The following is a 21,459-nucleotide window of genomic DNA, read 5'->3' on the forward strand; positions in this document are numbered from 1 at the left end:
CTGCCGTCGTCGGAATTGGGTGGTCAGGCGGACGACAGCGAGCCATAGTAAGCGCTCGACGACGGTGGAGGTCCGCGTGAGGTATTACTACGCCGAGCACCAGACGGCGTACCAGCAGCTTGTGCAGCAGGGGCTGACGCAGTGGAGCGACCTCTTCGGGGAGACCGACGAGTACGACGTCTTCCCGAACCGGCCCTTCCTCGAACACGCGCTGACGCAGCTGGAGCTGCCGCCCGAGCCCGACGTACTCGAGTACGGCTGCGGCACCGGACCGGCGGCCTGCTTCCTGGCCGCGCGAGGTTTCCGCGTCGACGCGATCGACCTCATCCCCGAGGCGATCACGCTGGCCCGCCGCTTCGCCCAGCAGCGCGGTGTGGACGTCAACTTCAGCGTGCAGGAAGTGTGCGCAATGGGGGCCGGCAGCAAACAGTACGACGTGATCCTCGACAGCTACTGCCTCCAGTCCATCGTCACGGACCCCGACCGCGCCAACCTGCTGGCCGCCGTGCGCGATCGCCTCAAGAGCACTGGGTACTACGTCCTCTCAACTGCGATCTACCACCCGGACCGCGTCTACGAGGGCGATTTCCGGTACGACGCCACCACCGGCATCTGCTACCAGGCCGCCGACCCAGCGGACGACGCAGTCCAGCTCGACGGGACCTGGTACCTCCCGCACCGCCGCCACCTGCAGCCCGCCGCTCTACGAGGCGAGCTGGAAGCCGCCGGCCTCCGTGTCGTCTCCCAAACCGGCGGCGACGTCATCTGCGTCAGGTATCACGAACTCTGAGCAGCAGTGTGCCGACGAGCATCGCCCCGAGCGACCACACGGCCAGCACCCACAGGCTGGCGCTCATCGGCGCGATCTGGTTGACCAGCCGCCGCAGGTGCGCGTCAGCCACCAGTGTGGTCAGGATCGGCGGTAGGTAGAGCAGTCCGAGTACGGCGCCGATCGCGACGGCGGAGTCCCGCAGTACTGCGGCTATGCCCAGGCTCAGCATCGCAATCAGCACCAGGTACACGACTGCCCGCGGACCTGCCAACAGCAAGGAAAAGCTTGCAACGGCAGCCGAGAGCACCAGCGCCTTGGCAGCCATCAGAGTCGTGCGGTTTGGCACAGCCATCAGCGTGGTGCGGATGAGTCCATTGCTGTACTCGCCGCTAACGCTCAGCACGGCCACGACTGCAACCGGCACCTGACCCAGGTACAAGCCGCTGAGGCCCAGACGGCCCGCCGCCACGGTGACGGCTGCAGCTAACAGCAGGAGCCACGCAGCGCCTCGTGTGGTGCGCAGCTTGGTCCACTCCGCACGTACGACCCTCACACGTCCCTCCTGCGCAGTAGGACAGCAGCCACAGCCAGAGTGACCAGGGCATAGCCGCACAGCACACCAAGACCTGCCCACGGCGGCAGCGGGTAGTAGCCGGTAGCCGGCGTGTAGACGCTGTCGACCTGCGGATAGCGAACGAGTGTCTGCTGCACAGCAAACGCAGCCGCCGGAGTCACCCGCGTCACCCACTGCGCGATGGCAGGCGGTACGAACGGCGTCAGCGCGATCAGGTACGGCAGTACGGTCGCTGCAACGACAGCGGTCACCGCAGCAGCGCTCCGACGCAGAATGACGCCAACGCCAAGAGCAAGGACCGCAGTGACTGCCAGTACGGCGGCAGTGCCGACAGCAACACGCAGCAGGACGCCCGGTGATGCCGGGAAGAGGTAGACACCCATACTGCGAATCAGCCGCAACCAAAGGGGAAGCGCAACAACAGCAGCGACCAGACTGGTGGCGAACGTGACTCCCGCGTGCACCGCCGTCTTGGCCAGGAGCACCCGGCCGCGGCGCGTGCCGGCGCTCAGCGTCGTCCGGATCAGCCCGTAGCGGTACTCCGTCGTGATGCTCAGCGTGGCGATGACGACGATCATGATCAGCGCCGGGAAGGTCCCGAACAGTACGTCGCTCGCCGCGATCCCGAACGGTACGTCGCTGCGCGTGGCTGGGGCGAGGTCACCGGAACCCGTCACCGTGAAGCCCTTCGACGACGCGACGAACGCACCCGCATGCTCCGGCTCACCAACCTGGCTGCCCATCCAAGCCGCAGACCACGAACCGTCCAGCCGCGGCATGCCGAACTCCGCTGTAGCCACATCACCAGCAGTGGCAAGACCGTTGACCCGAGCTGGACAGGCCACGAACAGCCCAGCCTGGACGGTCGCACCAAGCCCAGCCAGCCGCACCGTGTCGACGTGTGTCCAATGGGCGCCATCCGTTGAGGCCTCGCCGGTCAGCGTGTCCCCAGAACGCGTCAGCCGCAGCCAGCGCGCCGTGGCCGGCGGACCTGCCCGGTCGTACAGATAGTCGTGCTGCATCCGCACGCCGTGCTGACCCGTGACCATGATCGCCGCGTAGCGTGCGCCTGGCTCCGGACCGGCGGTGACGATGAGCCCCGCCTTCGCCCACGCGCCTGTACGCAGGGAGGTCAGTCGGCCGACCTCCACGGTGATCCGGCCATCACCAGTCAGCGCCCGGTGGACGAAGTAGTAGGCATCACTGACCGGCGTACCGTCTGGACCGATCGGGATCGGTGGCGTCTGGTCGGGCGGACCACCGCCCAGCCCGGTCACAGGGAAGACCAGGATCAGCAAGGCCGCCACCGCAGTACCACGCACCCAGCCAGGAACCGAGCGGAACTTGGCCCACTCCGCGCGCAGGTATCTGATCACGAGACAGCCCGGTACTCGACCGCGTCGCCAGTCAGCTCCAGGTACGCCTCCTCGAGCGTCGCCCGGTGCGGGCTGAGCTCTGAGAACGCCAGTCCAGCCGCAGTGAGTACTGCGACGATCCGCTCAGCCATAAGGCCTTGTACTGCGAGCACTCCGCTCTCCGCCTGCGACACCTGGGCACCTACCGCGGACAGCGCAGCAGCCGCAGGCTCGAGCACGCTGGTCCGCACCAGCACGCGATCGCCTGACACTGCTGCGATCAGCTCGGCCACACTGCTGTCCGCGAGCACCCGACCGCGGCCGACTACGACCACGTGGTCGGCCATGTCCTGCAGCTCGCTCATCAGGTGGCTGGACACCAGTACTGCGCGCCCCTGCCCAGCCAGCGCGCGCAGGAAGCCCCGCAGCCACACGATGCCTTCGGGGTCCATGCCGTTGAAGGGCTCGTCCAGCATGATCGCCGGCGGATCACCCAGCAGCGCAGCCGCGATCCCGAGCCGTTGCCGCATGCCCAGCGAGTAGCCGCCGGCTGGGCGACGGCTCGCTGCCGGCAGTCCCACCAGCTCGATCACCTCGTCCACGCGGCCCACACCGAGACCCTGCGACTGCGCCAGCCAGAGCAGGTGGTTGCGGCCGGTCCTGGCCGGGTGCAGCGCCGATGCGTCGAGCAAGGTACCCAGCGCTCGCAGTGGGCTTCGCAGCGACAGGTAGGACCGCCCTCCGACCAGAGCGTGGCCCGCGTCGGCGGTGTGCAGCCCAAGGACGATCCGCATCGTCGTGGACTTGCCGGCCCCGTTCGGCCCGATGAAACCGGTCACCCGCCCGGGCCGGGCCGTGAACGTCATCCCGTCCAGCGCGGTAGTCCCGCCGTACCGCTTGCGCAGGTCGGCGACCTCGATCGTGGCATCAGTCATGGCATGGTTTTGTACGCCGACGCCGGTGACAGCCCGGTGCGCCCGGCTGTCACCTGGTTGTCACCGCCGGGCTGGCATCGTGGCCGCCGTACCCGAGAGGAGTTGTGACCATGAGGGTGCTGGTGGTTGAGGATCACCGGACGCTGAACGCGCTGATCGCCGACGGGCTACGCCGCGAGGCCATGGCCGTGGACACTGCGCTCGACGGAGGCAGTGCGTTGGAGCGGATAGACCTAACTCGGTACGACGTGGTGGTGCTGGACCGGGATCTACCAGGTGTGCACGGCGATGAGGTATGTCGCCGGATCGTGGCAGGTGGAGCCAGTACGCGGGTGCTGATGCTCACCGCTGCCGGGACGGTGCGTGACCGGGTAGAGGGACTTGGGCTGGGCGCAGACGACTACCTGCCCAAGCCGTTCGACTTCGCCGAGCTGGTGGCAAGGGTCCGGGCCCTGGGCCGCCGGTCCACTCAGGCGCTGCCGCCGGTGCTGGACAACGGCGACCTGACGCTGGACCCCAGCCACCGGGTCGCCACGCGCTCGGGGCGGCGGCTGGACCTCAGCCCGAAGGAGTTCGCTGTGCTCGAACACCTGCTGGCCGCCGGCGGGCGAGTCGTCTCCGCGGAGGAGCTGCTCGAGCAGGTGTGGGACGAGGCCACCGATCCGTTCACGACGACGGTGAAGACCACGATCGGCCGGTTGCGCGCCAAACTCGGCGTACCGCCTGCCATCCACACCGTCCGCGAAGGCGGCTACCGGATCGGTCCGCAGTGAGCCGCCCGCCGGAGCTCCCTAAGCTGCGCACCCGGCTGACACTGCTGAACGCCGGGCTCGCCTTCGCCTGCAGCATCGTGGTGCTCGTAGTCGTCGACCTCGGCCTCTTCAGCGGCAACAACGCCAGTAGCAACCTGTCCGAGGTACTGCGCTACTCCGCCGCGGCCCTCGTCGTACTGGCCGCCGCCTCGATCACCCTCGGCTGGCTGATCGCCGGCCGCGCACTGCTCCCCCTGCACGCGATCAGCCGCTCCATGTCCGCCGACGACCTGGACAGCCGAGTGAACGTGCCCGCCGGCTATCAGGAGTTCACCGAACTCGCCGACACCCTCGACGCCATGCGACAGCGATTGCACGACTCGTTCACCGCACAACGCCAGTTCATCGCGAACGCCTCCCACGAACTGCGTACGCCGCTCACCGTCCAGCGAACGCTGCTCCAACTCACCCTCACCGACCCCGACGCCACCATCGAGACGATCCGCTCAGCCTGCCAGGAACTTCTGGACCTGGGCCGTCAGCAAGAACAGCTGATCGAGGCACTCCTGACGCTGGCCAACGGCTCGCAGCACATCGAATGCCGGCAGCCCTTCGACCTCGGCGCGCTCACCAAAACCGTTGCCTCAGACCACCAATCGGAAGCCGCACGCCACGGCATCGAGCTACGCACCGACCTGACTCCCGCCGAGGTCACCGGCGACCCGTCCTTGACCACCGCCCTGCTGACAAACCTGATCACCAACGCCATCCGCCACAACCTCCCCCACGGCACCGTCGACATCACCACGACCTCCACCGGCCGCCTCACCATCACCAACACCGGACCGCCGATCCCCACAACCGAACTCCCCCGCCTCACCCAACCCTTCCAACGCTTGAACCCCGACCGCACAACCCAAACCGAAGGCCACGGCCTGGGCCTGGCCATAGTCACCGCCATCGCCCGAGCCCACCAAGCGCCCCTGACCATCACCCCCAACCCCACCGGCGGCCTCCACATCACCATCGACTTCCCCCGCGAAGACGCGGCGGGTTCGCAGGCTCGCGCTCTACAGTGATGGGAACGGCGAGAGAAGGGCTCCGGGCGTGAGTACGCAGGAATGGGTGCCGGTCGAGCAGAGGTGGTTCGGGCTGGATCGGCGGACGTTCAAGGCCGGGTTCTCGGCGCTCGCGATCGCGCTGCTGCTGATCTACGGGTGGCAGGGGCTGAACGCGGCGATCCCGTGGCACAACGAGATTCGGGCCGGGCAGGTGCTCGACCTCGGCGACGGTGCGACAGCGGTGCCGCCGGTCGGCTGGCAGCTGGAGCAAGGGACGCTCGTCGGCGGTGCCGGGGCGAGCGCGACCAGCCTGCAGGTGCTGCTCGCACAGGGTGGCGCGACGATCGAGGTGATCGGTACGACGTTCGACGGCAGCGCGGCCGCGTTCCTCGACCAGGTGCATCGATCGCAAGGCAGTCCGCCGGGCGTCACGGCAGCGCGTGGCTCGCTCACCACCGACTCCGGCCTGGTCGGCGTGGTCGAGAGCGGCAGCGGTCCGAGCGGCGACGGCGTCGACGTAGCGTTCAAGATGGGCAAGGGCAGTGCCGCCGACAGCGCTCCGGCCCTTCTCGTCCGGATCCGTACGGCGTCCGGGCAGTTCGAGCACTACGAGGACCAGGTCGGCGCGATGCTGCGCAGTATCACTCCCGGAGCGGCGCGATGACCGCCGTACCGCAGGAGAAGACCGCTCAGCTCGACGCGATCGAGGAGTCCGGCTGGGGCCAGCCGTACCGGTTCCTGCAGCCGCACAACGTCGCGTTCTGGGTCTACGTGCTGGGCGTCGGTGCCGGTGCGATCACCATGCTGCGGGTCTTCGGCCCCGGAGCCCAGTTCTACACACCGGCGCTCGCAGGAGGCGTCGTACTGTTCGGCCTCACCTCATCCCCTGGCTGCTCCTCCTGCGCCACCACAACCGCTTCACAGCTCAGCCCGCATCGCTCCTGGCAACCGGCTTCGTCTGGGGAGGCGTCGCCGCGACGTTCTGGATCGCCCTGCCCGCGAACGCTGCCCTGCTCGCGGTCTGGGCCAAGATCGGCGGCACGTCGTTCGCGCAGACCTGGGGCGCCGGCCTGACCGCCCCGATCAACGAAGAGTTCGCCAAGGCGATCGGCCTCGTCCTGCTGATCGGCCTCGCGCCGCGACTCGTCCGCAGCGCGTACGACGGCTTCATCATCGGCGCGTTCATCGGCCTGGGTTTCCAGGTCTTCGAGGACATCCTGTATGTCTACAACGGCGCCACCCAGCAGTACGGCGTCGACCAGCTCGGCTCGTCGCTGCGCGTCTTCATCGTCCGCGGCGCCGCCGGAATCGTCTCGCACGCCCTGTTCAGCGCGATCTTCTGCGCCGGCCTGATGTGGGTGCTCGGCCGCACCCGCGGCGAACGCAACGTAGTACGCGGCATCCTCACGATGCTGATGGCGATGTTCTTCCACTTCGCCTGGGACGACATGGGCGGCCTCAGCAACGGCGGCGTGTGGGCCGGGATCCTCCCGTTCCTGATCGCAGCCGTCGAACTGACCGCGCTCTTCTACGTACTCCGCCACGCCGCGAAGCACGAACGCACCTGGATCCGGGAGCTCCTCACGCCCGAACTGGCGACCGGCGCCGTCGACCCACCCCTCCTGGACGCCGTCAGCGGACTCCACAAGGACCGCAAGAAGTACCGCAAGCACCTCCACAGCCGCCGCAAGGCCAACCACCTGATGGAAGCCGCCAGCGACCTGGCCCAGGCAATAGCCCAGTCCAACGCGACCGACTCCCCCGCCGTGACCCACACCCGCGCAGAACTCCTACGCCTCCACAGCAAGCCCTAGAAGCAAGCAGCGGGTTACCAGGCTCGGTGCAACAGCTCGGTGGCTTCCGGGAGGGACAGGTTCGCCCGCCGCGCTGCCCGCGCAAAGACAGTCGCGGCAGCGCGGGTCTCCTCGTCATCCACCCGGCTCCGGGACGCCAGTACGAACGTCCCGTTCCGCCCCCGCGTCTCAACGAGCCGCTCGGCTTCCAGCTCCTTGTATGCGCGAGCAACGGTGTTGACCGCCAGCCCAAGGTCCCCCGCCAGCTGTCGCACAGTAGGCAGCCGAGTCCCCTGCGCCAGCTCGCCGGTCCGGATCAGCCCGGAGATCTGATCCTTCACCTGCTCGTACGGCGGTTTCGCTGCCGCCGGGTCGACCGCGATGATCATCCGGCGACTCGCTGCACCCGGTGCGCCCGGAGCGCCTCCTGCCACCGCAGCTCGGCCTCACGTCCGGACGGCTGGTTCACCCGCAACGCCGTACGCGTGAGCAGCAGTCCGATCGCCCACACCACCACACCGGCCAGACCGCTGCCGATCAGGATCCAGCCCCGCGACGGGTGATCGTTCGTACCAAGCACCACGACGCCGAGTCCGGCGCCGACCAAGGGCACGACGACGCAGCCGTCGTAGATCGCGATCTCGATCGGACTCAGGTAGTCGCTCAGCTTCCGCGGCCGCAGCGCGGCGAGCCGTGGCCCGTCGGCGCGCGAGGCCCGCACGGTCCGGTAACCGTTGATCAGCGTCGCGAATCCGCCGAACGCGGCCGTCGCCGCCAGCAACCAGGTGAGCAGCCGGACGTCCAGCACGGCACCGGGCACGAAGCCGAGATCCATCCCGAGGTACACCAGCACGACCGCACCACCGGCGACCAGCACCCCGGCCAGTACGCCGAGGATCAGGATCTCCTGACGCCGCCGGTACCACTCGAGCGCCGCCTCGACGAGGTCACGCTCCCCGGGCAGCCCGCCGCGCTCGACGCGCCGGTCGACCTCCCGCTGTGCCGCCCTCCGGCGCTGCGTCCACAGAATCCCCGACGCCACCACCATCACCCCGACCAGCCACAGCACGTCCACCGCAGACCACGCTCCCTGGAGTTCTTTGTACCAAATGTATTGATACAAAGAGCGTAAGTCAACCGAGGGTCACGCGAAGTCGGCGGCCGTGTACGCCTTCTGCTCGACCAGTACGGGCCAGTTGCCGGAGTTGTCCCGCAGTACCGCCTCCACGCCGTACGGCCGATCCGCCGGCTCCCGGATCCACCCCGCGGACTCCTCGTCCATCGGCGGCCCGGGCAGCATCAGCGCGAGTTCGAGCTCGGGATGGTCGGCCTGATGCACCGTGCACCAGCGGAAGTCCTCGCTCAGCGTGATGTCCTCACCGAGCTCGAACCCGAGCTTCTCGGTGTAGAACGCCTTCGCCTCGTCGATGTCGTCGACGTAGACCGTCACCAGGCTCACGTTCGTGATCACAGTTCCTCCTCAAAGGTCGTGAGTACGACGCTAAGCCCCGGTCTGCGTCCGCTGGTACGCCGTCGGCGTCATCCCCACCAGCTCCGTGAACCGCTGCGAGAACGACCCCAGACTGCTGTACCCGACCAGCCCGCAGACCTCGGTCACCGTCAGGTTCGTCGCCCGCAGCAGGTCGGTCGCCCGCTCGATCCGCCGCCGGGTCACGTACTGCATCGGCGTCTCGCCGTACTCCGCTGCGAAACACCGCAGGAAGTGGTACTTCGAGACGCCCGCCGCAGGTGCGGCAGCAGCTCCACCGGTACGACGATCGTCACCCTCCGAGCGTAGCCGTACGAGTGCTGTTCCTCAGGTGTCCAGCCAGTCCCGCACCCGCCGCCGGAGGAAGTCGAGGTCGGCGGGGATATCGCGCGGCGAGCCCGCCCGATGTCCCCAGATGCTGGGGATCTCCACCAGTTCAGCCGATCTCAACGAGGCCAGCTCCAGTTCGTTGTCCGCAGTCCGGAAGTAGAGATCAGTGGCCGACGGCATCAGCAGCACGCCGGCGCTGATCGCCCCGAGCGCAGCGGCCAGATCGCCGTCGTACGACGTACTGATGTCGGCCTCCAACCAGGTGAGCGCCTGCGCGTACAGGTCGGCGGCGGAGCTCTCGGCGAAGCGATCCACCCAGTCGGTCTGCAGGAACGAGTCCAGATCCGGTGCCCCGAGCACGGTCTCGAACAACCGCGCCCGATAGAAGTCCTGACTCAGTCCCCACCCGGCATACACGTGCGCGAAGGCGCGCTTGGCGGCAACCGGCTCGGCCGTGAACCGCCCGTTGCCGCAGTATTCGGGAGCAGCTTCGAGGATCCGCAGCAGGCCGGACAGGAAGACCCGGTTGTGCGGCGAGGTCCGTGCACTCCCGCAGACGACGATCGCCCGGTCGACGAAGCTGGGGTAGAGAGCCGCCCAGTGGTACGCCTGGCCGGCGCCCATCGAGAACCCGTACGCCGCGGCCAACCGGTCGATCCCGAACTCCTCGGTGAGCAGCCGGTACTGCGCGTGCACGTTGTCCGCCATCGTCACGAGCGACGGGAACTCCGGGTCCGTCGACGCGCTCGAGGAGAGCCCGTTGCTGAACATGTCCGGTATCACGACGAACCACCGCGCCGGGTCCAGTACGCCGTCAGGCCCGATCAGCCACTCCTGCGTTTCGTGGGTCGCGCCGTAGCTGCAGGGGTAGACGATGACGTTGTCGCGGGTCGGCGACAGCGTGCCGTGGGTCTGCCAGGACAGCTCGGCGTCACGGATGACGCCACCCCGCTCCGTCTCGAGATCGCCGAGCTTGAAGATCCCGGTCTGCACCTGGCTCACGCCAGTACGCCGGCCGGGAGCAGTGCGTGGACTCCCCAGGTCTGGTTCGCGACCTGGGTGATGCGGAGGTCGACCGCAGTACTGGCAAGAGCCAGGGCGGTGCTCTTGTCGACGTCGAGAATCGCCTGCATCCAACGCACCATCGCGTCCAGGGCGTCGCCTGTCGCGACGTTCAGATCGGCGTCGAAACCGAAGGTGATCCGGCCGTCCGGAGTCTCCGCGTGGATCGACTCGACCGGACGCGGCTCGCGGACCAGGTCCACGGTCAGGGTCGTCGTCATCGGGCACTCGATCGCCGTACCGCCCACCTCACCGTCACCTTGTGCGGCATGACCGTCGCCGAGGCTCAGCATCGCGTCCGCGACGGCCACCGGCAGGTAGAGCGTCGAGCCCGCAACCAGAGACTTGCAGTCGATGTTGCCGCCGCCGATGGCCCGGGGCGGGATCGTGGAATGTTCGCCGGTGGCTTCGGGAGCCACGCCGATCACGCCGAGGAAAGGTGCGAGCTCACGCGTGAAACCGCCGTTGCAGCGGCCGGTTCCAGCGTCGGGGTCGAGCTCCCAGAGCAGCCAGGACGGCTGCTCGGTCACTCCCAACCGCTCCGTGATCGGCGACTTCAGCGCACCGGCAACGGTCCAGCCCCACGGGTCGGGCGTGAGCGAGACCAGGTGGATCGCGAGCATGTCACCAGGTTGCGCCCCACGGATCGCGATCGGTCCGGTCAGGCAATGACCGCGCGCCTCGGCGAACATCCTCGGCTGCTGCTCACCGGGCGTCTGCTGCGGTGACAGGTAGCCCGAGGCATCCAGTGAATGAACGGTCAGCGTGTCACCGGGGTCGATCGTCAGCACCGACGGCAGGCCGGCGCCGAACACGTCGACGGTCGTCTCGGGAGTTGCGTCGAGCTTGTGGTCCATCGTCTACCTCACAGGCGTCAGGACGTGGGTGGTCAAGGGGTGGTGGCAGGCGACCGCGTGCCGGCCGTCCGAGGGTTTCAGTACCGGTACCTCCGTCGCGCAGCGCTCGGTCGCCAACGGGCATCGGGTCCGGAACCGGCAGCCACTCGGCGGATCGATTGCCGACGGCAACTCCCCGCCGAGACCGGCCGAACGAGCGCCCGCCTCCCGGTTCTTCGCCGCACCCGGGACAGGGATGGCGTTGATCAGGCCGGCTGTGTAGGGGTGACGCGGCGTGTTGTACACGTCCTCCCCGGCTCCGAGCTCGACCAGCCGGCCGAGGTACATCACCCCGATCCGGTCGGCCAGGTACTTCAGCAGCGACAGATCGTGCGAGATCACAACATACGTCTGGCCGTACCGCTCCTGCAGCGACCGCATCAGGTTGAGGATCTGCGCCTGGACCGAGACATCCAGCGCGGACACCGGTTCGTCCGCGACGATCACCTTCGGCCGGAGCGCCAGCGCCCGGGCCATCGCGATCCGCTGTCGCTGACCGCCGGAGAACTCGTGCGGGTAGCGTTCGGCCGCCTCGGGCGGCAGCCCTACCGCGGCCAGCAGCTCGCCCACGGTACGGCGTCGTTCGCGCCGGGTGCCGATGCCCTGCGCCGCCAGCGGTTCCGCGATCAGGCCGGCCACCGTCATCCGCGGGTCGAGCGCCGCGGCCGAGTCCTGGAACATCATCTGGAGGTCGCGGCGGCGCTTGCGGAATCCGTTCCGGCTCTGCGCGGACAGATCCCGGCCCTCGAAGCTGACCGACCCACTGGTCGGCTGCTCCAGCCCGACCAGCATCCGCCCGAGAGTGGTCTTGCCGCAGCCGGATTCGCCGACGATACCCAAGGTCTCGCCGGCAGCGATCGTCAAGGTCACCCCGGACACCGCCTGCACGGCCCGCTTCGCGTCGAACGGTCGCTTCGACCGGACCCGGAACCTCTTGTGGACGTCGAAAAGCTGCACGAGCGAGTCGCTGCCACCCGGCTCCGCTGCAGCGCGCTCGCCGGCTGCCGGTCCCACGACCGCAGTACGGCCGTCTGCCGGATGGAGGCACGCGTGCTGGTGATCCGCGCCGACCAGCGCCGGATCGGCACCGCGGCAGTCGTCCCGCGCGAAGGCGCACCGCGGAGCGAACCGGCAGCCCGGTGCCAGGTCCAGCAACGCCGGCGGATTGCCGGGAATCGTCGCGAGGGCCGCGTTCCGGTCGAGTTCCAGTGTGGGCATCGCCGCCAGCAACGCCTCGGTGTACCGATGCCGCGGCGCCTCGAACAACTCCTGTACGCCGCTCTGCTCGACGACCTGTCCGCCGTACATGACGGCCACCCGGTCGGCGTACTCCGCGATCACGCCCATGTCGTGGGTGACCAGCAGGACACCCATCGACAGCTGCGACTTCAGCTCGTCGATCAAGGTCAGGATCTGGGCCTGGATAGAGACGTCAAGAGCGGTCGTCGGCTCGTCGGCGATCAGCAGCTTGGGATCGCACATCAGGCCGAGCGCGATCATCACCCGCTGCCGCATCCCGCCGGACAGCTGATGCGGATAGTCGTCGAGGCGCTCGCGGGGACGCGGCATCCCCACCAGCCCGAGCACCTCCATGGCGCGTGTCGTTGCCGCGGCCCGGCTGCTGTCCACGTGGATCCGGTACGCCTCGCGCAGCTGGCTGCCGATCGTCCGGACCGGGTTCAGCGAGGTCATCGGATCCTGGAAGATCATCGCCAGCTCGCTGCCGCGGACCCGGCGCATGGCCGGCTCGTCCAGTTCGGTCAGCTCCCGGCCGTCCAGCCGGATCGAGCCGGCGATGATCGACCCGCCGGGCGGCAGCAGCCGCATGATCGACATCCCGGTCATCGTCTTGCCGGACCCGGACTCGCCGACCACTCCGAGGGTCTGCCCGGCCTCGACGGCGAAGCTCACCCCGTCGACCGGGCGGATCCTCCCTTGTGGGGTAGCGATCTCGGTCCGCAGCCCGTTCACCTCAAGCAGACTCATGTGCGATGTCACCTCCGTGACGGGACAGCCGGACGGCGAGCCGGCGGAAGGAGCGCCCGAACCTGACGCCGACGCGTGGATCGAGCACCCGCATCAGGTGGTCGCCGGAGAAGTTCGCGAGCAGGATCGTCGCCATGATCGCCAGTCCGGGAAAGGTCGACAGCCACCAGGCGTCGGCCAGGTTGGTCGCGCCGGCCGCCAGGTCACTGCCCCAGTCCGGCGCCGGCAGCCGGACACCGAGCCCGAGGAAGCTCAACGTGGTCGCCGTCAGCACACCCCAGCCGATCGCGCTGCTGCCGAGTACGACGATCTCGGTCAGCAGGTTGGGCAGCAGGTGCCGCCAGGACGTCCGCAGTGTGGTGGAACCGAACACCCTGGCCGCCTCGACGTACTCCGCCGTCCGCAGCCGGCGGACCGACGACTCCACCACCCGGGCGAAGCCGGGAGTGAACGCGATCCCGATCGCCAGCACGATGCTGCGAACGCCGGATCCGGCCGTGGCGATCAGGATCAACGCGATCAGCAGCACCGGCAGGGCGAGGAACACGTCCACCAGACGCATCACCGCGGCATTGAGCCACCGCGGCGCCACCCCGCCCAGGACGCCGATCGCAACGCCCGCGGCGGTGGCGAGCAGGACACCCAGGAAGCTCGCGATGAGCACCGGACGCGCGCCGTACACCGTGCGGCTGTAGACATCGCGGCCCAGCAGATCGGTGCCGAACAGATGGCTCCCGCTGGGACCCTCGAGGTGCGCGTCACTCGTCGCGACCGGGTCGGTGTGGGTGAGCACGCCGGGCGCGACCAGCAGCAGGAGCACGAGGAGGATCGCGAGACCCAGCGCCGCCCATCTCACCCGGCTCACGCGGCGGCCTCCTGCCGGGTGCGTGGGTCGATGGCGCCGACGATCAGGTCGACGCAGAGATTGATCAGCACGTAGGCGATCCCGATCACGACCACGGCGCCTTGGACTACCGGGATGTTCTTGCTCGTGATCGAGGTGGCCAGGAAGCTGCCCAGCCCGGCCCGGCCGAAGATCACCTCGGTGATCGCCGCACCGGTCAGGATGTTGCCGAACTGCAGGCCGATCGTGGTGACTGCCGGCACCGAGGAGTTCCGCAGTACCTGCCGCAGGAGCACGCGGGTCTCGCCGCTGCCGCGCGCCCGGGCGGACTTCACGTAGTCGCTGCGCATCTCATCGATCACCCGGCCGCGCACCAGCCTGGTCAGGATCGCCGCGTAGCCCCAGCCCAGCGAGACCGCCGGCAGCACCAGGCTCTTCGCCGTACCGTCGTCGATCGCGGACAGCAGGTGCAGCCGGACGCTGAACACCAGCACGAGCAGCAGGGCCAGGAAGAAGTACGGAACCGCGACGCCGACGAACGAGATCCACCGCGCCACGGTGTCCAGGACCGAGCCGGGCCGCATCCCCGCGACCAGTCCCAGCGGTACGCCGACCAGCACCGCCACCAGCATCGAGCTCCCGGTCAGGATCAGCGTGCTCGGAGCCCGGGACAGCAACTCGTAGGCCACCGAGTTCTGCGTCAGGAACGACGTACCGAGGTTGCCGTGCAGCAGGTTCACCGCGAAGTCCGCGTACTGCCGCCACAGCGGATCGTCCAGCCCGAGCTGCTGCCGCAGCGTCGCGATCTGCTCCGGCGACGCGTTCGCGCCGTACAGGATCACCTTGGCCGGATCACCCGGTACGACGTGCACCAGGACGAAGGCGATCAGCGTGATACCGATGACGACCGGGATCGCGGCGCCAAGCCGGCGCACCACGAACAGCGTCATCAGCCGAGCGTGGCGCTGTGGAACGCCAGGTAGCCGTTCAGGGTCTGGCGCAGGTTCTGCACCTTGGGCGAGAGCGTGAACGCTCCGGCCACGTCCCACAGCGGGAGATACATCGAGTCCTGCATCAGCTTCTGGCCGACCTGTTCGTACAGGCCGTTGCGGGTCGCGTCGGCGGCGGTCGAGTTCGCCTTGGCGATCAGCTTGTCCACCGCGGGGTTGGCGTAGTGCGACCAGTTGAAGCCGGACTGGATCGCGTTCGAGTTGACCCAGATGTTGAGCAGGTACGGGTCCGCGCCGTAGTAGCCGAACGAGCCGAGATTGTGTACGCCGGAGTTGAAGCTGGCCTGCGCGGTGGCGAACGGCTGCACGCTGGTGTTCGAGCCGAACCCGACCTTCTGCAGCTCCGACACCACGAACTGGGTCGGCAGCTCCAGTCCGCCGCCGCTGAACAGGATGATCTCGAGGTTCAGCTTCTGGCCGTTCTTGGTCCGGGTGCCGCCGTCGCCCATGGTCCAGCCGGCCTGGTCGAGCAGTTTGCCGGCCTTGTCCGGATCGTAGGAGTAGGTCTTGGCGGCCGCCGCGCTGAAGCCCGGGGTGATCGGGGTCAGCACGTTGTGCGCGGGCTTGTAGACGTCGTACAGCACGTTCTTGACGAGCGCGTCCTGGTCGACGGCGTACATGATCGCCTGGCGCACCATCGGGTCGTCGGTCGGCGGTTTCGTCACGTTGATCGGCATTCCCAGCGGGGTCCCGATCGACGGCACCAGCAGCTGCTGGTACTTGCCCGACTTCTGCGCCGCGGAGATGTTGTTCGGCGGCAGGTTCATCGCGATCTGCAGCTGACCGCTCTGCAGGGCGTTGTAGCGACCGCTGTCGTCGGTGACGATGCGGAAGACCAGCTTGTCCAGCTTGGCCGGGCCGTCGCCCAGGGCCTTCGGGCCCCACGTGTACTTCGGATTCTTCAGCAGGGTCAGCTGGCTGCCGGGCTGGTAGCTCTGGAAGGTGAACGGGCCCGTCCCGACCGGGTTGTTCCCGAAACCGGTCGGCCCGTACTTCGCCAGCGCGGTCGGCGAGGAGATCCCGAAGTTTCCGGCCGCCTGCTGATGCAGGAAGGACGCGTTCGGCGCGGTGAAGACGATCTGCACGGTGTAGTCGTCGACGATCTTCGTCTCCTTGTACGGACCGAGCGCGCCGAGACCGCTCTTGGACTTGGTCTTCGGGTCGACGACATGGTCGTACGTCGCCTTGACCGCCTTCGCATCGAACGTCGTACCGTCGTGGAACGTCACGCCCTTGCGCAGCTTGAAGGTGTACACCGACGCGTCCGGCGAGATCGTCCACGACTCGGCCAGCCCCGGGTGGAAGGCGGCCCCGCCGTTGCCGTCGGGCAGCCAGTAGACCAGCGGGTCGAACAGCGCGAACGAGATCAGCAGCGTGAGCGCGAGCCCGGTGGCGCCCGGGTCGAGAGTGTCGGGGGCGGCGTTGATCCCCATCGTCAATGTGCCTCCGCCGGCGGACGAGGCCGCGGACGAGGTGTCGTCGCCGCACGCTGTGACCAGCGGGGCGAGGCCGATCCCGGCGGCGAGCCCGCCGCCCCAGCCGAGCAGTCTGCGACGGGAGATCTGACCTGGAAGTGTGTCGTTCATGGGACGTGCTCCTTGGGCAGGAACGAGAAGCTGTTCCGTATGTTGTATACGGACTCTGCTACGTCCATGTTTCGTCGCGGGCACGGGGCGGTTTCGTCTCGGCGCGTACGTCCGCCGCGACTATCAGCTTTCGCCTGTAAAACAACGGGAATGCGGTGCCTGCCAGCGGAGATCCGGCAGCACCGATGCGCTGCGGCAGGAAGGACTGCGGTCGAGCGCTGTATACGGAGTAGCGGTCAGGCGAGGTCCTGGAGCGGCTCAGCCGGCTCCAGGTGCGGGCGGAGCGCATTACGGACGCTGAGCACGTGGTGGCGCGCGGCCGCCTCGGCCAGGTCGGGATCGCCGGCCGCGATCGCCGCGATCAGGCCGTGGTGCTCGACCCAGGCGGCCGGGCTCTGCAACGGGGCACTCTGCCGCAGCAACCACTGACCACGCTTGACCATCGGGATCGCGAGCGCGATCAGGTAGTCGTTCCTGGTCAGCTCGAAGATGAGCGAGTGCAGCTCGGTGTGCAGGGTGGACAAGACGTCGAGGTCCTGCTCCGGCCCGGACTCCCGGACCAGGTCGAGAATGGCCCAAGCCCTTGTGATCAAGGCGGTTTCGGGATCGGCGACGGACGCCGCCAGCCGGGCGCCGAGCGGCTCCAGCGCGAGCCGGACCTGGAAGAGGTCCTCGGCCTGCTGGGCCGACAGCTTCGCCACGAAGGCGCCCCGCCGGGCCGCGACGTCCAGGAACCCCTCGGCCTCGAGCACCCGCATCGCCTCCCGGATCGGGTTGCGGGACACCCCCAACTGCTGGGCGAGCCGGTCTTCGACCAGGCGCTCTCCGGGCGGCAGCGAGCCGTCCAGGATGAGGCGCCGCAACTCCGCGGCGACGACGTCGCGCAGCGGCCGATGCCCCTCGCCGACCAGAACCGGGTTCGTACTCACCCGGTTCATCGTATACGAACGCGGGTCTTTCGGTCTGGGCCGAAGGTTTGGCGACCGCCGGCAGGTCGGGCGAGGCTGGCTCGTATGAGAGTCGGACAAGGTGGTAACGGACCGGGACCGCTGACACCGGACGGCAGCGCGGTCGAGCTGTACGAGATCACGCAGGTGCACGGCGAGGACGAGCTGATCGACGCCGCGATCGACCCGGGCAGCAGCATTCTCGAGCTCGGCTGCGGGACCGGGCGGATCACCCGGCCGCTGCTCGCACTCGGGCACCAGGTGCTCGCCGTCGACGAGTCGCCGGACATGATCGCCCGGGTCACCGAAACCGAGACGATCTGCTCGACGATCGGCGATCTGAGGCTGGACAGGCGGTTCGATCTCGTCCTGATGATGTCGTTCCTGATCAACGTCGCCGACGAGGCCGAACGCCTGCGCCTGCTTCGAACCTGCGCCCACCACGTCCGCCCCGGCGGCTCCGTGATCCTGCAGCAGCAGACCCCGGGGATGCTCCGCGGCCCGGCCGTGATGGTGAACGAGCACCGCAGGATGGAGATCTCCGACGTGGAGGAACTCCCCGGCAACCGCCAGGCCGCGACGCTGACCTACACGATCGATGGCAAGACGTGGTCGCAGCGGATCCTCACCCAGAACCTCTCCGAGGACGCCCTGGCGGCGCAACTCACCCAGGTCGGCCTGAAACGCACGGACTACCTCACTCCCGACCTGACCTGGGTTCGCGCACAGCCGATCTGACGGGGTCAGCCCAGGCCGCCGCCGTTCTTGGCGAGGGTGTCGAACTGGGTGCGGGTCAGCCGGGTCGTGTCGCCCTTGAGCTTGGACGGGCGGGTGCAGATGACGCCGGCCGGGACCGAGCCGGTCAGGTACTGCAGGGCGCTCTTGAAGGAGTCGCACCGGCGCTGGTCCTCGGCGCCGGCCGGATAACCGATGGCCGCGTTGACCCGTCCCATGTCGAGGTTGTCGGCGTACGGATTGATCTCGCGGGCAACGGTCCAGTACCAGCGGGCGATGGGGGCGCTCCACTGCAGCGACAGCGCGAGGTCCGGGTTGCCGAGCAGGTCGATGCCGAAGTACTGACCGGCCGGTCCGTAGTTGAAGTCGCCGGTCAGCTGGATATAGCCGCGGCCGCCGTACACCCGGGTGTCGCCGATCTCGCGGATGTTGTACTCCAGCCGGGACTCGTGCACCAACGTCGCCAAGAACGCGGCCTTGCGGTACGGCGTGTTGATTCCTGCGTCCCGCATCGCCTGGTTGAGCGACGGGAGACCGGTCTGCACGATCGACGGGTTCGCGATCCGGCTGCCGAACATCGCCTGGACGTCGGCCAGCGTGATGTCACCGGTCTGAGGCGGCGGCCCGTCGCCACACACCGGGACGCCGGGCAACTGGTCCTCGGGGATCGCGACGTACACGACGGTCACGTAGCCGCCGAGCGCGGGCACATGCGCCCACCAGGAGCTGGTCCCGTCGGAGTTGCTTACCAGGTCGCCCTGCTTCTGGCAGTCGACGTCGATCGACGTCGGTCCGCTCAGCGTGCCGACGACGGCGGACGAGAGGTAGGCGTCGGCGCGGACGTTCACACCGCTGCCGTAGGTCTGGAAGACGGTTGCGTACGCCGGGGCCACAGCGGTGAGCGTGAGGCCAAGACCGGCGAGAAGGGCAATGACGAGACGACGCATGAGCACTCCTGGGGCGAGGAGGGGCGGATGTCGTGAAAACCTGACGAGCATTCTCCCGACGTCGTCAGTTTCCTACAAGGAACGGGAGTGCTCAACCCCTCCCGGTCCATGGGCTCCTCCTGCGCGGGGGGTGTCGGCTGTTGTCCGCTGCGCGCATGGTGGTTGAGGGGGCGATCGTCGCAGGGGGTGGCAGCCGATGAGTCAGGCGAGCGAACGGGCCGGCGGAGAGCCGGCGGCCGGCAGTCAGTCCGCCGATCCGCAGGTGCTGATGCGGAGCCGGCAGTACCGCGGCCTGCTGGTCGTGTCGGCCGTGATCGGCGTGGCCGTGTCGCTCGCGTCCTGGGGCTTCCTCGAGCTCACCCATTGGCTGCAACAGGCGCTGTACTTCGATCTACCGAAGACCCTCGGCTTCGACTCGGCTCCGTGGTGGTGGCCACTGCCCGTACTCATCGTGGCCGGACTGGTGATCGCGTTTGCCGTCGTGAGACTGCCCGGTCATGGTGGTCACGAACCGTCCGAGGGGCTGAAGACCGGCGCGCCGACCACTCCTACCGAGCTGCCGGGCGTCATAGTGGCCGCCGTGGCCACGGTCGGTCTGGGACTGGTTCTCGGACCGGAGGCACCCTTGCTGGCCCTGGGAGGCGGCGTTGCCCTGCTCCTGGTGGACAGGGCGAGGCAGCCGGTCCCCGACCAGGCCAAGCTCGTCCTCGCCGCGGCGGGCGGGTTCGCCGCCCTGGCGACGATCTTCGGCTCGCCGGTCATCGGCGCGGTGATCATCATCGAGGCTGCGGGCCTTGGTGGACCCACGCTGCCGCTCATCCTGCTGCCGGGTCTGCTCGCGTCCGGCATCGGCTCGCTGGTCTTCGTCGGGATCGGCAATCTGACCGGCCTGAGTACCAACGCCTACGCCCTTCCGCCCCTGACACTTCCGGCCTACCCGACCCCGCAACTGGTCGACTTCCTCTGGACCGTCCCACTCGCTCTGGTGACAGCAGGCGGCGTCTTCGCGGTCATATCGCTGGGGCGGCTGACGCGATCACTGGTCGCACGGCGACCGTTCGTGCTGATTCCGCTCGCCGCGCTGGTGGTCGGTCTGCTGGCCGTCGCCTTCGCCCAGATCAGCGGGCAGACGGCGGATGCGGTGCTGTTCTCGGGTCAGGACGAGATGTCGGCAACCCTGCAGCAGGCCGGGACCGTCTCGCTGGGCACGATCGCGCTGCTGCTGGTGGCCAAAGCCTTGGCGTGGGGTGTGTCGCTCGGCGCCGCTCGCGGCGGTCCGACGTTCCCCGCCATCTTCCTCGCGCTGGTCGGCGGCCTGCTGGCATCGCATCTACCCGGGTTCGCGGAGACCCCGGCCATCGGGGTCTTGATCGGCGCCTCCGTCGTCGCAGTACTGCGGCTGCCGCTGTCCGCGATCGTGCTCGCTCTGCTGCTCACCCGGGCCGGAGCCGGGGTCGCGCCGCTCGTCATCGTGTCGGTCGTCGTGGCTTACATCGGCACGCTGGTTCTCTCCGCACGCAGTACGACGACCCGCGGGGGGTGATCATCCTGTTCCTGAGCGCCGACCCCGGCTGGGCCGGACGGCGTTCACGACTTTGGCCACCGCCGTGACCAGGAACAACTGGCCGAACAGCATCTCGGCGACCGCGAGGCTCTGACCCGGGTTCTTCGCCGGCACCAGGTTGCCGTAGCCGGTCGTGGTCAGTGTCGTGAACGAGAAGAACAGGTCCTCGGAGATGTTGCCCTCCCCCTGAGGCCCGAAGAACGGACCGTGCTGCAGGGCCCCCAACGCCCGGTAGGAGAACGCGAACGCCATACCGAGCATCAAGTACGCCGCGATCGCACCCAGCAAGGTCTCGATGTCCACGGCCGGTCGCAGCACCAGATTGCGGACGATGACGCCCGGTGCGATCAGGTACAGCAGGCCGCAGGTCACCGCGATCAGACCGCCGCCAGGTGGCTCGCCGGGGAAGAACAGTTGCACGATCGCGATCGCGGCCGAGGCGACCAGGACCGCGCTGGCGACGGCGCGCAGACGGCGCCGGGCCCGCGAGGCCTGCAGCGTCGTCCAGATGGTGCCGATCTGCACGAACAGCACCAGTGACAACGCCCACGTCGCCGTCACCGTCGCCGACAGGGTGTAGGTGACCAGAATGAGCACCAGCACCAGGCCGTAGCTGTCCGGCGAGCCGAAGACGTCGCGGAGCCGCCTGGCGCGGCGACGCCGCGGTCGCCGCACCTGGTCGTCGGGGTCGACAGGGTCGACAGGGTCGACAGGGTCGTCGGGGTCGTCCGCCATGTCGCCGGCGCTCACCCAGTGCTCGTGCTCGATGCCATCTGAATCACCCTCCCGTGGTGGTCCACCTCGCTCTTCGAGGACACCTG

Annotated in this window: 22 protein-coding genes and 1 pseudogene; 7 read left to right on the forward strand and 16 right to left on the reverse strand. The window is 68.5% G+C overall.

Annotation, left to right across the window (positions count from 1 at the left end):
• Window positions 1-76: 76 nt before the first annotated feature.
• On the forward strand, window positions 77-790 hold the full coding sequence (locus ABT313_RS38365; RefSeq protein WP_350864527.1) for a class I SAM-dependent methyltransferase: 714 nt from the start codon (window positions 77-79) through the stop codon (window positions 788-790).
• On the opposite strand, the gene ABT313_RS38370 is transcribed toward ABT313_RS38365, so the two are convergent.
• The 3 genes from ABT313_RS38370 to ABT313_RS38380 are packed head-to-tail and all read right to left on the reverse strand — an operon-like array spanning window position 771 to window position 3,636.
• On the reverse strand, window positions 771-1,325 hold the full coding sequence (locus ABT313_RS38370) for a hypothetical protein (protein ID WP_350864530.1): 555 nt from the start codon (window positions 1,323-1,325) through the stop codon (window positions 771-773). The two genes, ABT313_RS38365 and ABT313_RS38370, sit on opposite strands and share 20 nt — an antisense overlap.
• Complete coding sequence (locus ABT313_RS38375; RefSeq protein WP_350864533.1) at window positions 1,322-2,722, reverse strand: ABC transporter permease subunit; 1,401 nt, start codon at window positions 2,720-2,722, stop codon at window positions 1,322-1,324. The genes ABT313_RS38370 and ABT313_RS38375 overlap by 4 nt, the downstream gene beginning before the upstream one ends.
• Window positions 2,719-3,636, reverse strand: a complete 918-nt coding sequence (locus tag ABT313_RS38380) for an ATP-binding cassette domain-containing protein (protein ID WP_350864536.1) — start codon at window positions 3,634-3,636, stop codon at window positions 2,719-2,721. The genes ABT313_RS38375 and ABT313_RS38380 overlap by 4 nt, the downstream gene beginning before the upstream one ends.
• 110 nt (window positions 3,637-3,746) lie before the next feature.
• Between ABT313_RS38380 and ABT313_RS38385 the strand changes: the two genes are divergently transcribed.
• The 4 genes from ABT313_RS38385 to ABT313_RS38400 all read left to right on the forward strand — a co-directional run bounded on the left by ABT313_RS38385 (window position 3,747) and on the right by ABT313_RS38400 (window position 7,263).
• Complete coding sequence (locus ABT313_RS38385) at window positions 3,747-4,409, forward strand: response regulator transcription factor (protein WP_350864538.1); 663 nt, start codon at window positions 3,747-3,749, stop codon at window positions 4,407-4,409.
• Window positions 4,406-5,467: a HAMP domain-containing sensor histidine kinase gene (locus ABT313_RS38390; protein WP_350864541.1), complete on the forward strand. Its 1,062-nt coding sequence runs from the start codon at window positions 4,406-4,408 to the stop codon at window positions 5,465-5,467. The genes ABT313_RS38385 and ABT313_RS38390 overlap by 4 nt, the downstream gene beginning before the upstream one ends.
• A 28-nt stretch (window positions 5,468-5,495) precedes the next feature.
• The gene (locus ABT313_RS38395) at window positions 5,496-6,113 is read left to right on the forward strand and encodes a hypothetical protein (RefSeq protein WP_350864543.1); all 618 of its coding nucleotides are present in this window, start codon (window positions 5,496-5,498) and stop codon (window positions 6,111-6,113) included.
• Window positions 6,114-6,348: 235 nt separating this feature from the next.
• Window positions 6,349-7,263, forward strand: a complete 915-nt coding sequence (locus ABT313_RS38400) for a PrsW family intramembrane metalloprotease (protein ID WP_350864965.1) — start codon at window positions 6,349-6,351, stop codon at window positions 7,261-7,263.
• 14 nt (window positions 7,264-7,277) lie between these two features.
• Here the strand turns inward: ABT313_RS38400 and ABT313_RS38405 are convergent, their stop codons facing one another.
• From ABT313_RS38405 to ABT313_RS38455, 11 genes and pseudogenes are all read right to left on the reverse strand, one after another.
• Window positions 7,278-7,631, reverse strand: a complete 354-nt coding sequence (locus tag ABT313_RS38405) for a GntR family transcriptional regulator (protein ID WP_350864545.1) — start codon at window positions 7,629-7,631, stop codon at window positions 7,278-7,280.
• Window positions 7,628-8,317 (reverse strand): hypothetical protein, encoded by a 690-nt coding sequence (locus tag ABT313_RS38410; protein ID WP_350864548.1) that lies wholly within the window; start codon window positions 8,315-8,317, stop codon window positions 7,628-7,630. Before ABT313_RS38410 ends, ABT313_RS38405 begins: the two co-directional genes overlap by 4 nt.
• A gap of 69 nt (window positions 8,318-8,386) precedes the next feature.
• Window positions 8,387-8,713, reverse strand: coding sequence for a VOC family protein (locus tag ABT313_RS38415; protein WP_350864551.1), 327 nt, complete (start codon window positions 8,711-8,713; stop codon window positions 8,387-8,389).
• A 30-nt stretch (window positions 8,714-8,743) separates the two neighbouring features.
• Window positions 8,744-8,983 (reverse strand): annotated as a pseudogene (locus ABT313_RS38420) (helix-turn-helix transcriptional regulator); the annotation flags it as partial.
• Window positions 8,984-9,058: 75 nt separating this feature from the next.
• Window positions 9,059-10,063, reverse strand: a complete 1,005-nt coding sequence (locus tag ABT313_RS38425) for an alpha/beta fold hydrolase (protein WP_350864554.1) — start codon at window positions 10,061-10,063, stop codon at window positions 9,059-9,061.
• Window positions 10,060-10,980, reverse strand: coding sequence for an acetamidase/formamidase family protein (locus ABT313_RS38430; protein WP_350864557.1), 921 nt, complete (start codon window positions 10,978-10,980; stop codon window positions 10,060-10,062). The genes ABT313_RS38425 and ABT313_RS38430 overlap by 4 nt, the downstream gene beginning before the upstream one ends.
• A 3-nt stretch (window positions 10,981-10,983) precedes the next feature.
• The gene (locus tag ABT313_RS38435) at window positions 10,984-13,005 is read right to left on the reverse strand and encodes an ABC transporter ATP-binding protein (RefSeq protein WP_350864560.1); all 2,022 of its coding nucleotides are present in this window, start codon (window positions 13,003-13,005) and stop codon (window positions 10,984-10,986) included.
• Window positions 12,992-13,870, reverse strand: coding sequence for an ABC transporter permease (locus ABT313_RS38440; protein WP_350864563.1), 879 nt, complete (start codon window positions 13,868-13,870; stop codon window positions 12,992-12,994). Before ABT313_RS38440 ends, ABT313_RS38435 begins: the two co-directional genes overlap by 14 nt.
• Window positions 13,867-14,799 carry an ABC transporter permease gene (locus tag ABT313_RS38445; protein WP_350864566.1) on the reverse strand — a complete coding sequence of 311 codons (933 nt, stop codon included), beginning with the start codon at window positions 14,797-14,799 and terminating at the stop codon, window positions 13,867-13,869. The genes ABT313_RS38440 and ABT313_RS38445 overlap by 4 nt, the downstream gene beginning before the upstream one ends.
• On the reverse strand, window positions 14,799-16,445 hold the full coding sequence (locus ABT313_RS38450) for an ABC transporter substrate-binding protein (RefSeq protein ID WP_350864569.1): 1,647 nt from the start codon (window positions 16,443-16,445) through the stop codon (window positions 14,799-14,801). Before ABT313_RS38450 ends, ABT313_RS38445 begins: the two co-directional genes overlap by 1 nt.
• A gap of 236 nt (window positions 16,446-16,681) precedes the next feature.
• Entirely contained in the window at window positions 16,682-17,374 is a 693-nt protein-coding gene (locus ABT313_RS38455; RefSeq protein WP_350864571.1) for a GntR family transcriptional regulator, read from the reverse strand.
• Between the two features lie 84 nt (window positions 17,375-17,458).
• Between ABT313_RS38455 and ABT313_RS38460 the strand changes: the two genes are divergently transcribed.
• Window positions 17,459-18,130 carry a class I SAM-dependent methyltransferase gene (locus ABT313_RS38460; protein WP_350864574.1) on the forward strand — a complete coding sequence of 224 codons (672 nt, stop codon included), beginning with the start codon at window positions 17,459-17,461 and terminating at the stop codon, window positions 18,128-18,130.
• A 5-nt stretch (window positions 18,131-18,135) separates the two neighbouring features.
• Here ABT313_RS38460 and ABT313_RS38465 read toward each other — a convergent pair whose 3' ends face one another.
• Window positions 18,136-19,074: a glycoside hydrolase family 19 protein gene (locus ABT313_RS38465; RefSeq protein ID WP_350864577.1), complete on the reverse strand. Its 939-nt coding sequence runs from the start codon at window positions 19,072-19,074 to the stop codon at window positions 18,136-18,138.
• Window positions 19,075-19,270: 196 nt separating this feature from the next.
• Here ABT313_RS38465 and ABT313_RS38470 point away from each other — a divergent pair, with 196 nt between their 5' ends.
• Window positions 19,271-20,617, forward strand: a complete 1,347-nt coding sequence (locus ABT313_RS38470; RefSeq protein WP_350864579.1) for a chloride channel protein — start codon at window positions 19,271-19,273, stop codon at window positions 20,615-20,617.
• Here ABT313_RS38470 and ABT313_RS38475 read toward each other — a convergent pair whose 3' ends face one another.
• Window positions 20,618-21,388, reverse strand: coding sequence for an ion channel (locus ABT313_RS38475; RefSeq protein ID WP_350864582.1), 771 nt, complete (start codon window positions 21,386-21,388; stop codon window positions 20,618-20,620).
• Window positions 21,389-21,459 lie beyond the last annotated feature (71 nt).

It is taken from the genome of Kribbella sp. NPDC000426, assembly GCF_040300265.1.
Classification (GTDB): domain Bacteria; phylum Actinomycetota; class Actinomycetes; order Propionibacteriales; family Kribbellaceae; genus Kribbella.

Coding starts and splice junctions, on each gene's coding strand:
- ABT313_RS38460 (WP_350864574.1), top strand. CDS start 17,459: ATGAGAGTCGGACAAGGTGGTAACGGACCGGGACCGCTGACACCGGAC.
- ABT313_RS38465 (WP_350864577.1), bottom strand. CDS start 19,074: ATGCGTCGTCTCGTCATTGCCCTTCTCGCCGGTCTTGGCCTCACGCTC.
- ABT313_RS38385 (WP_350864538.1), top strand. CDS start 3,747: ATGAGGGTGCTGGTGGTTGAGGATCACCGGACGCTGAACGCGCTGATC.
- ABT313_RS38450 (WP_350864569.1), bottom strand. CDS start 16,445: ATGAACGACACACTTCCAGGTCAGATCTCCCGTCGCAGACTGCTCGGC.
- ABT313_RS38380 (WP_350864536.1), bottom strand. CDS start 3,636: ATGACTGATGCCACGATCGAGGTCGCCGACCTGCGCAAGCGGTACGGC.
- ABT313_RS38470 (WP_350864579.1), top strand. CDS start 19,271: ATGAGTCAGGCGAGCGAACGGGCCGGCGGAGAGCCGGCGGCCGGCAGT.
- ABT313_RS38445 (WP_350864566.1), bottom strand. CDS start 14,799: ATGACGCTGTTCGTGGTGCGCCGGCTTGGCGCCGCGATCCCGGTCGTC.
- ABT313_RS38430 (WP_350864557.1), bottom strand. CDS start 10,980: ATGGACCACAAGCTCGACGCAACTCCCGAGACGACCGTCGACGTGTTC.
- ABT313_RS38405 (WP_350864545.1), bottom strand. CDS start 7,631: ATGATCATCGCGGTCGACCCGGCGGCAGCGAAACCGCCGTACGAGCAG.
- ABT313_RS38435 (WP_350864560.1), bottom strand. CDS start 13,005: ATGAGTCTGCTTGAGGTGAACGGGCTGCGGACCGAGATCGCTACCCCA.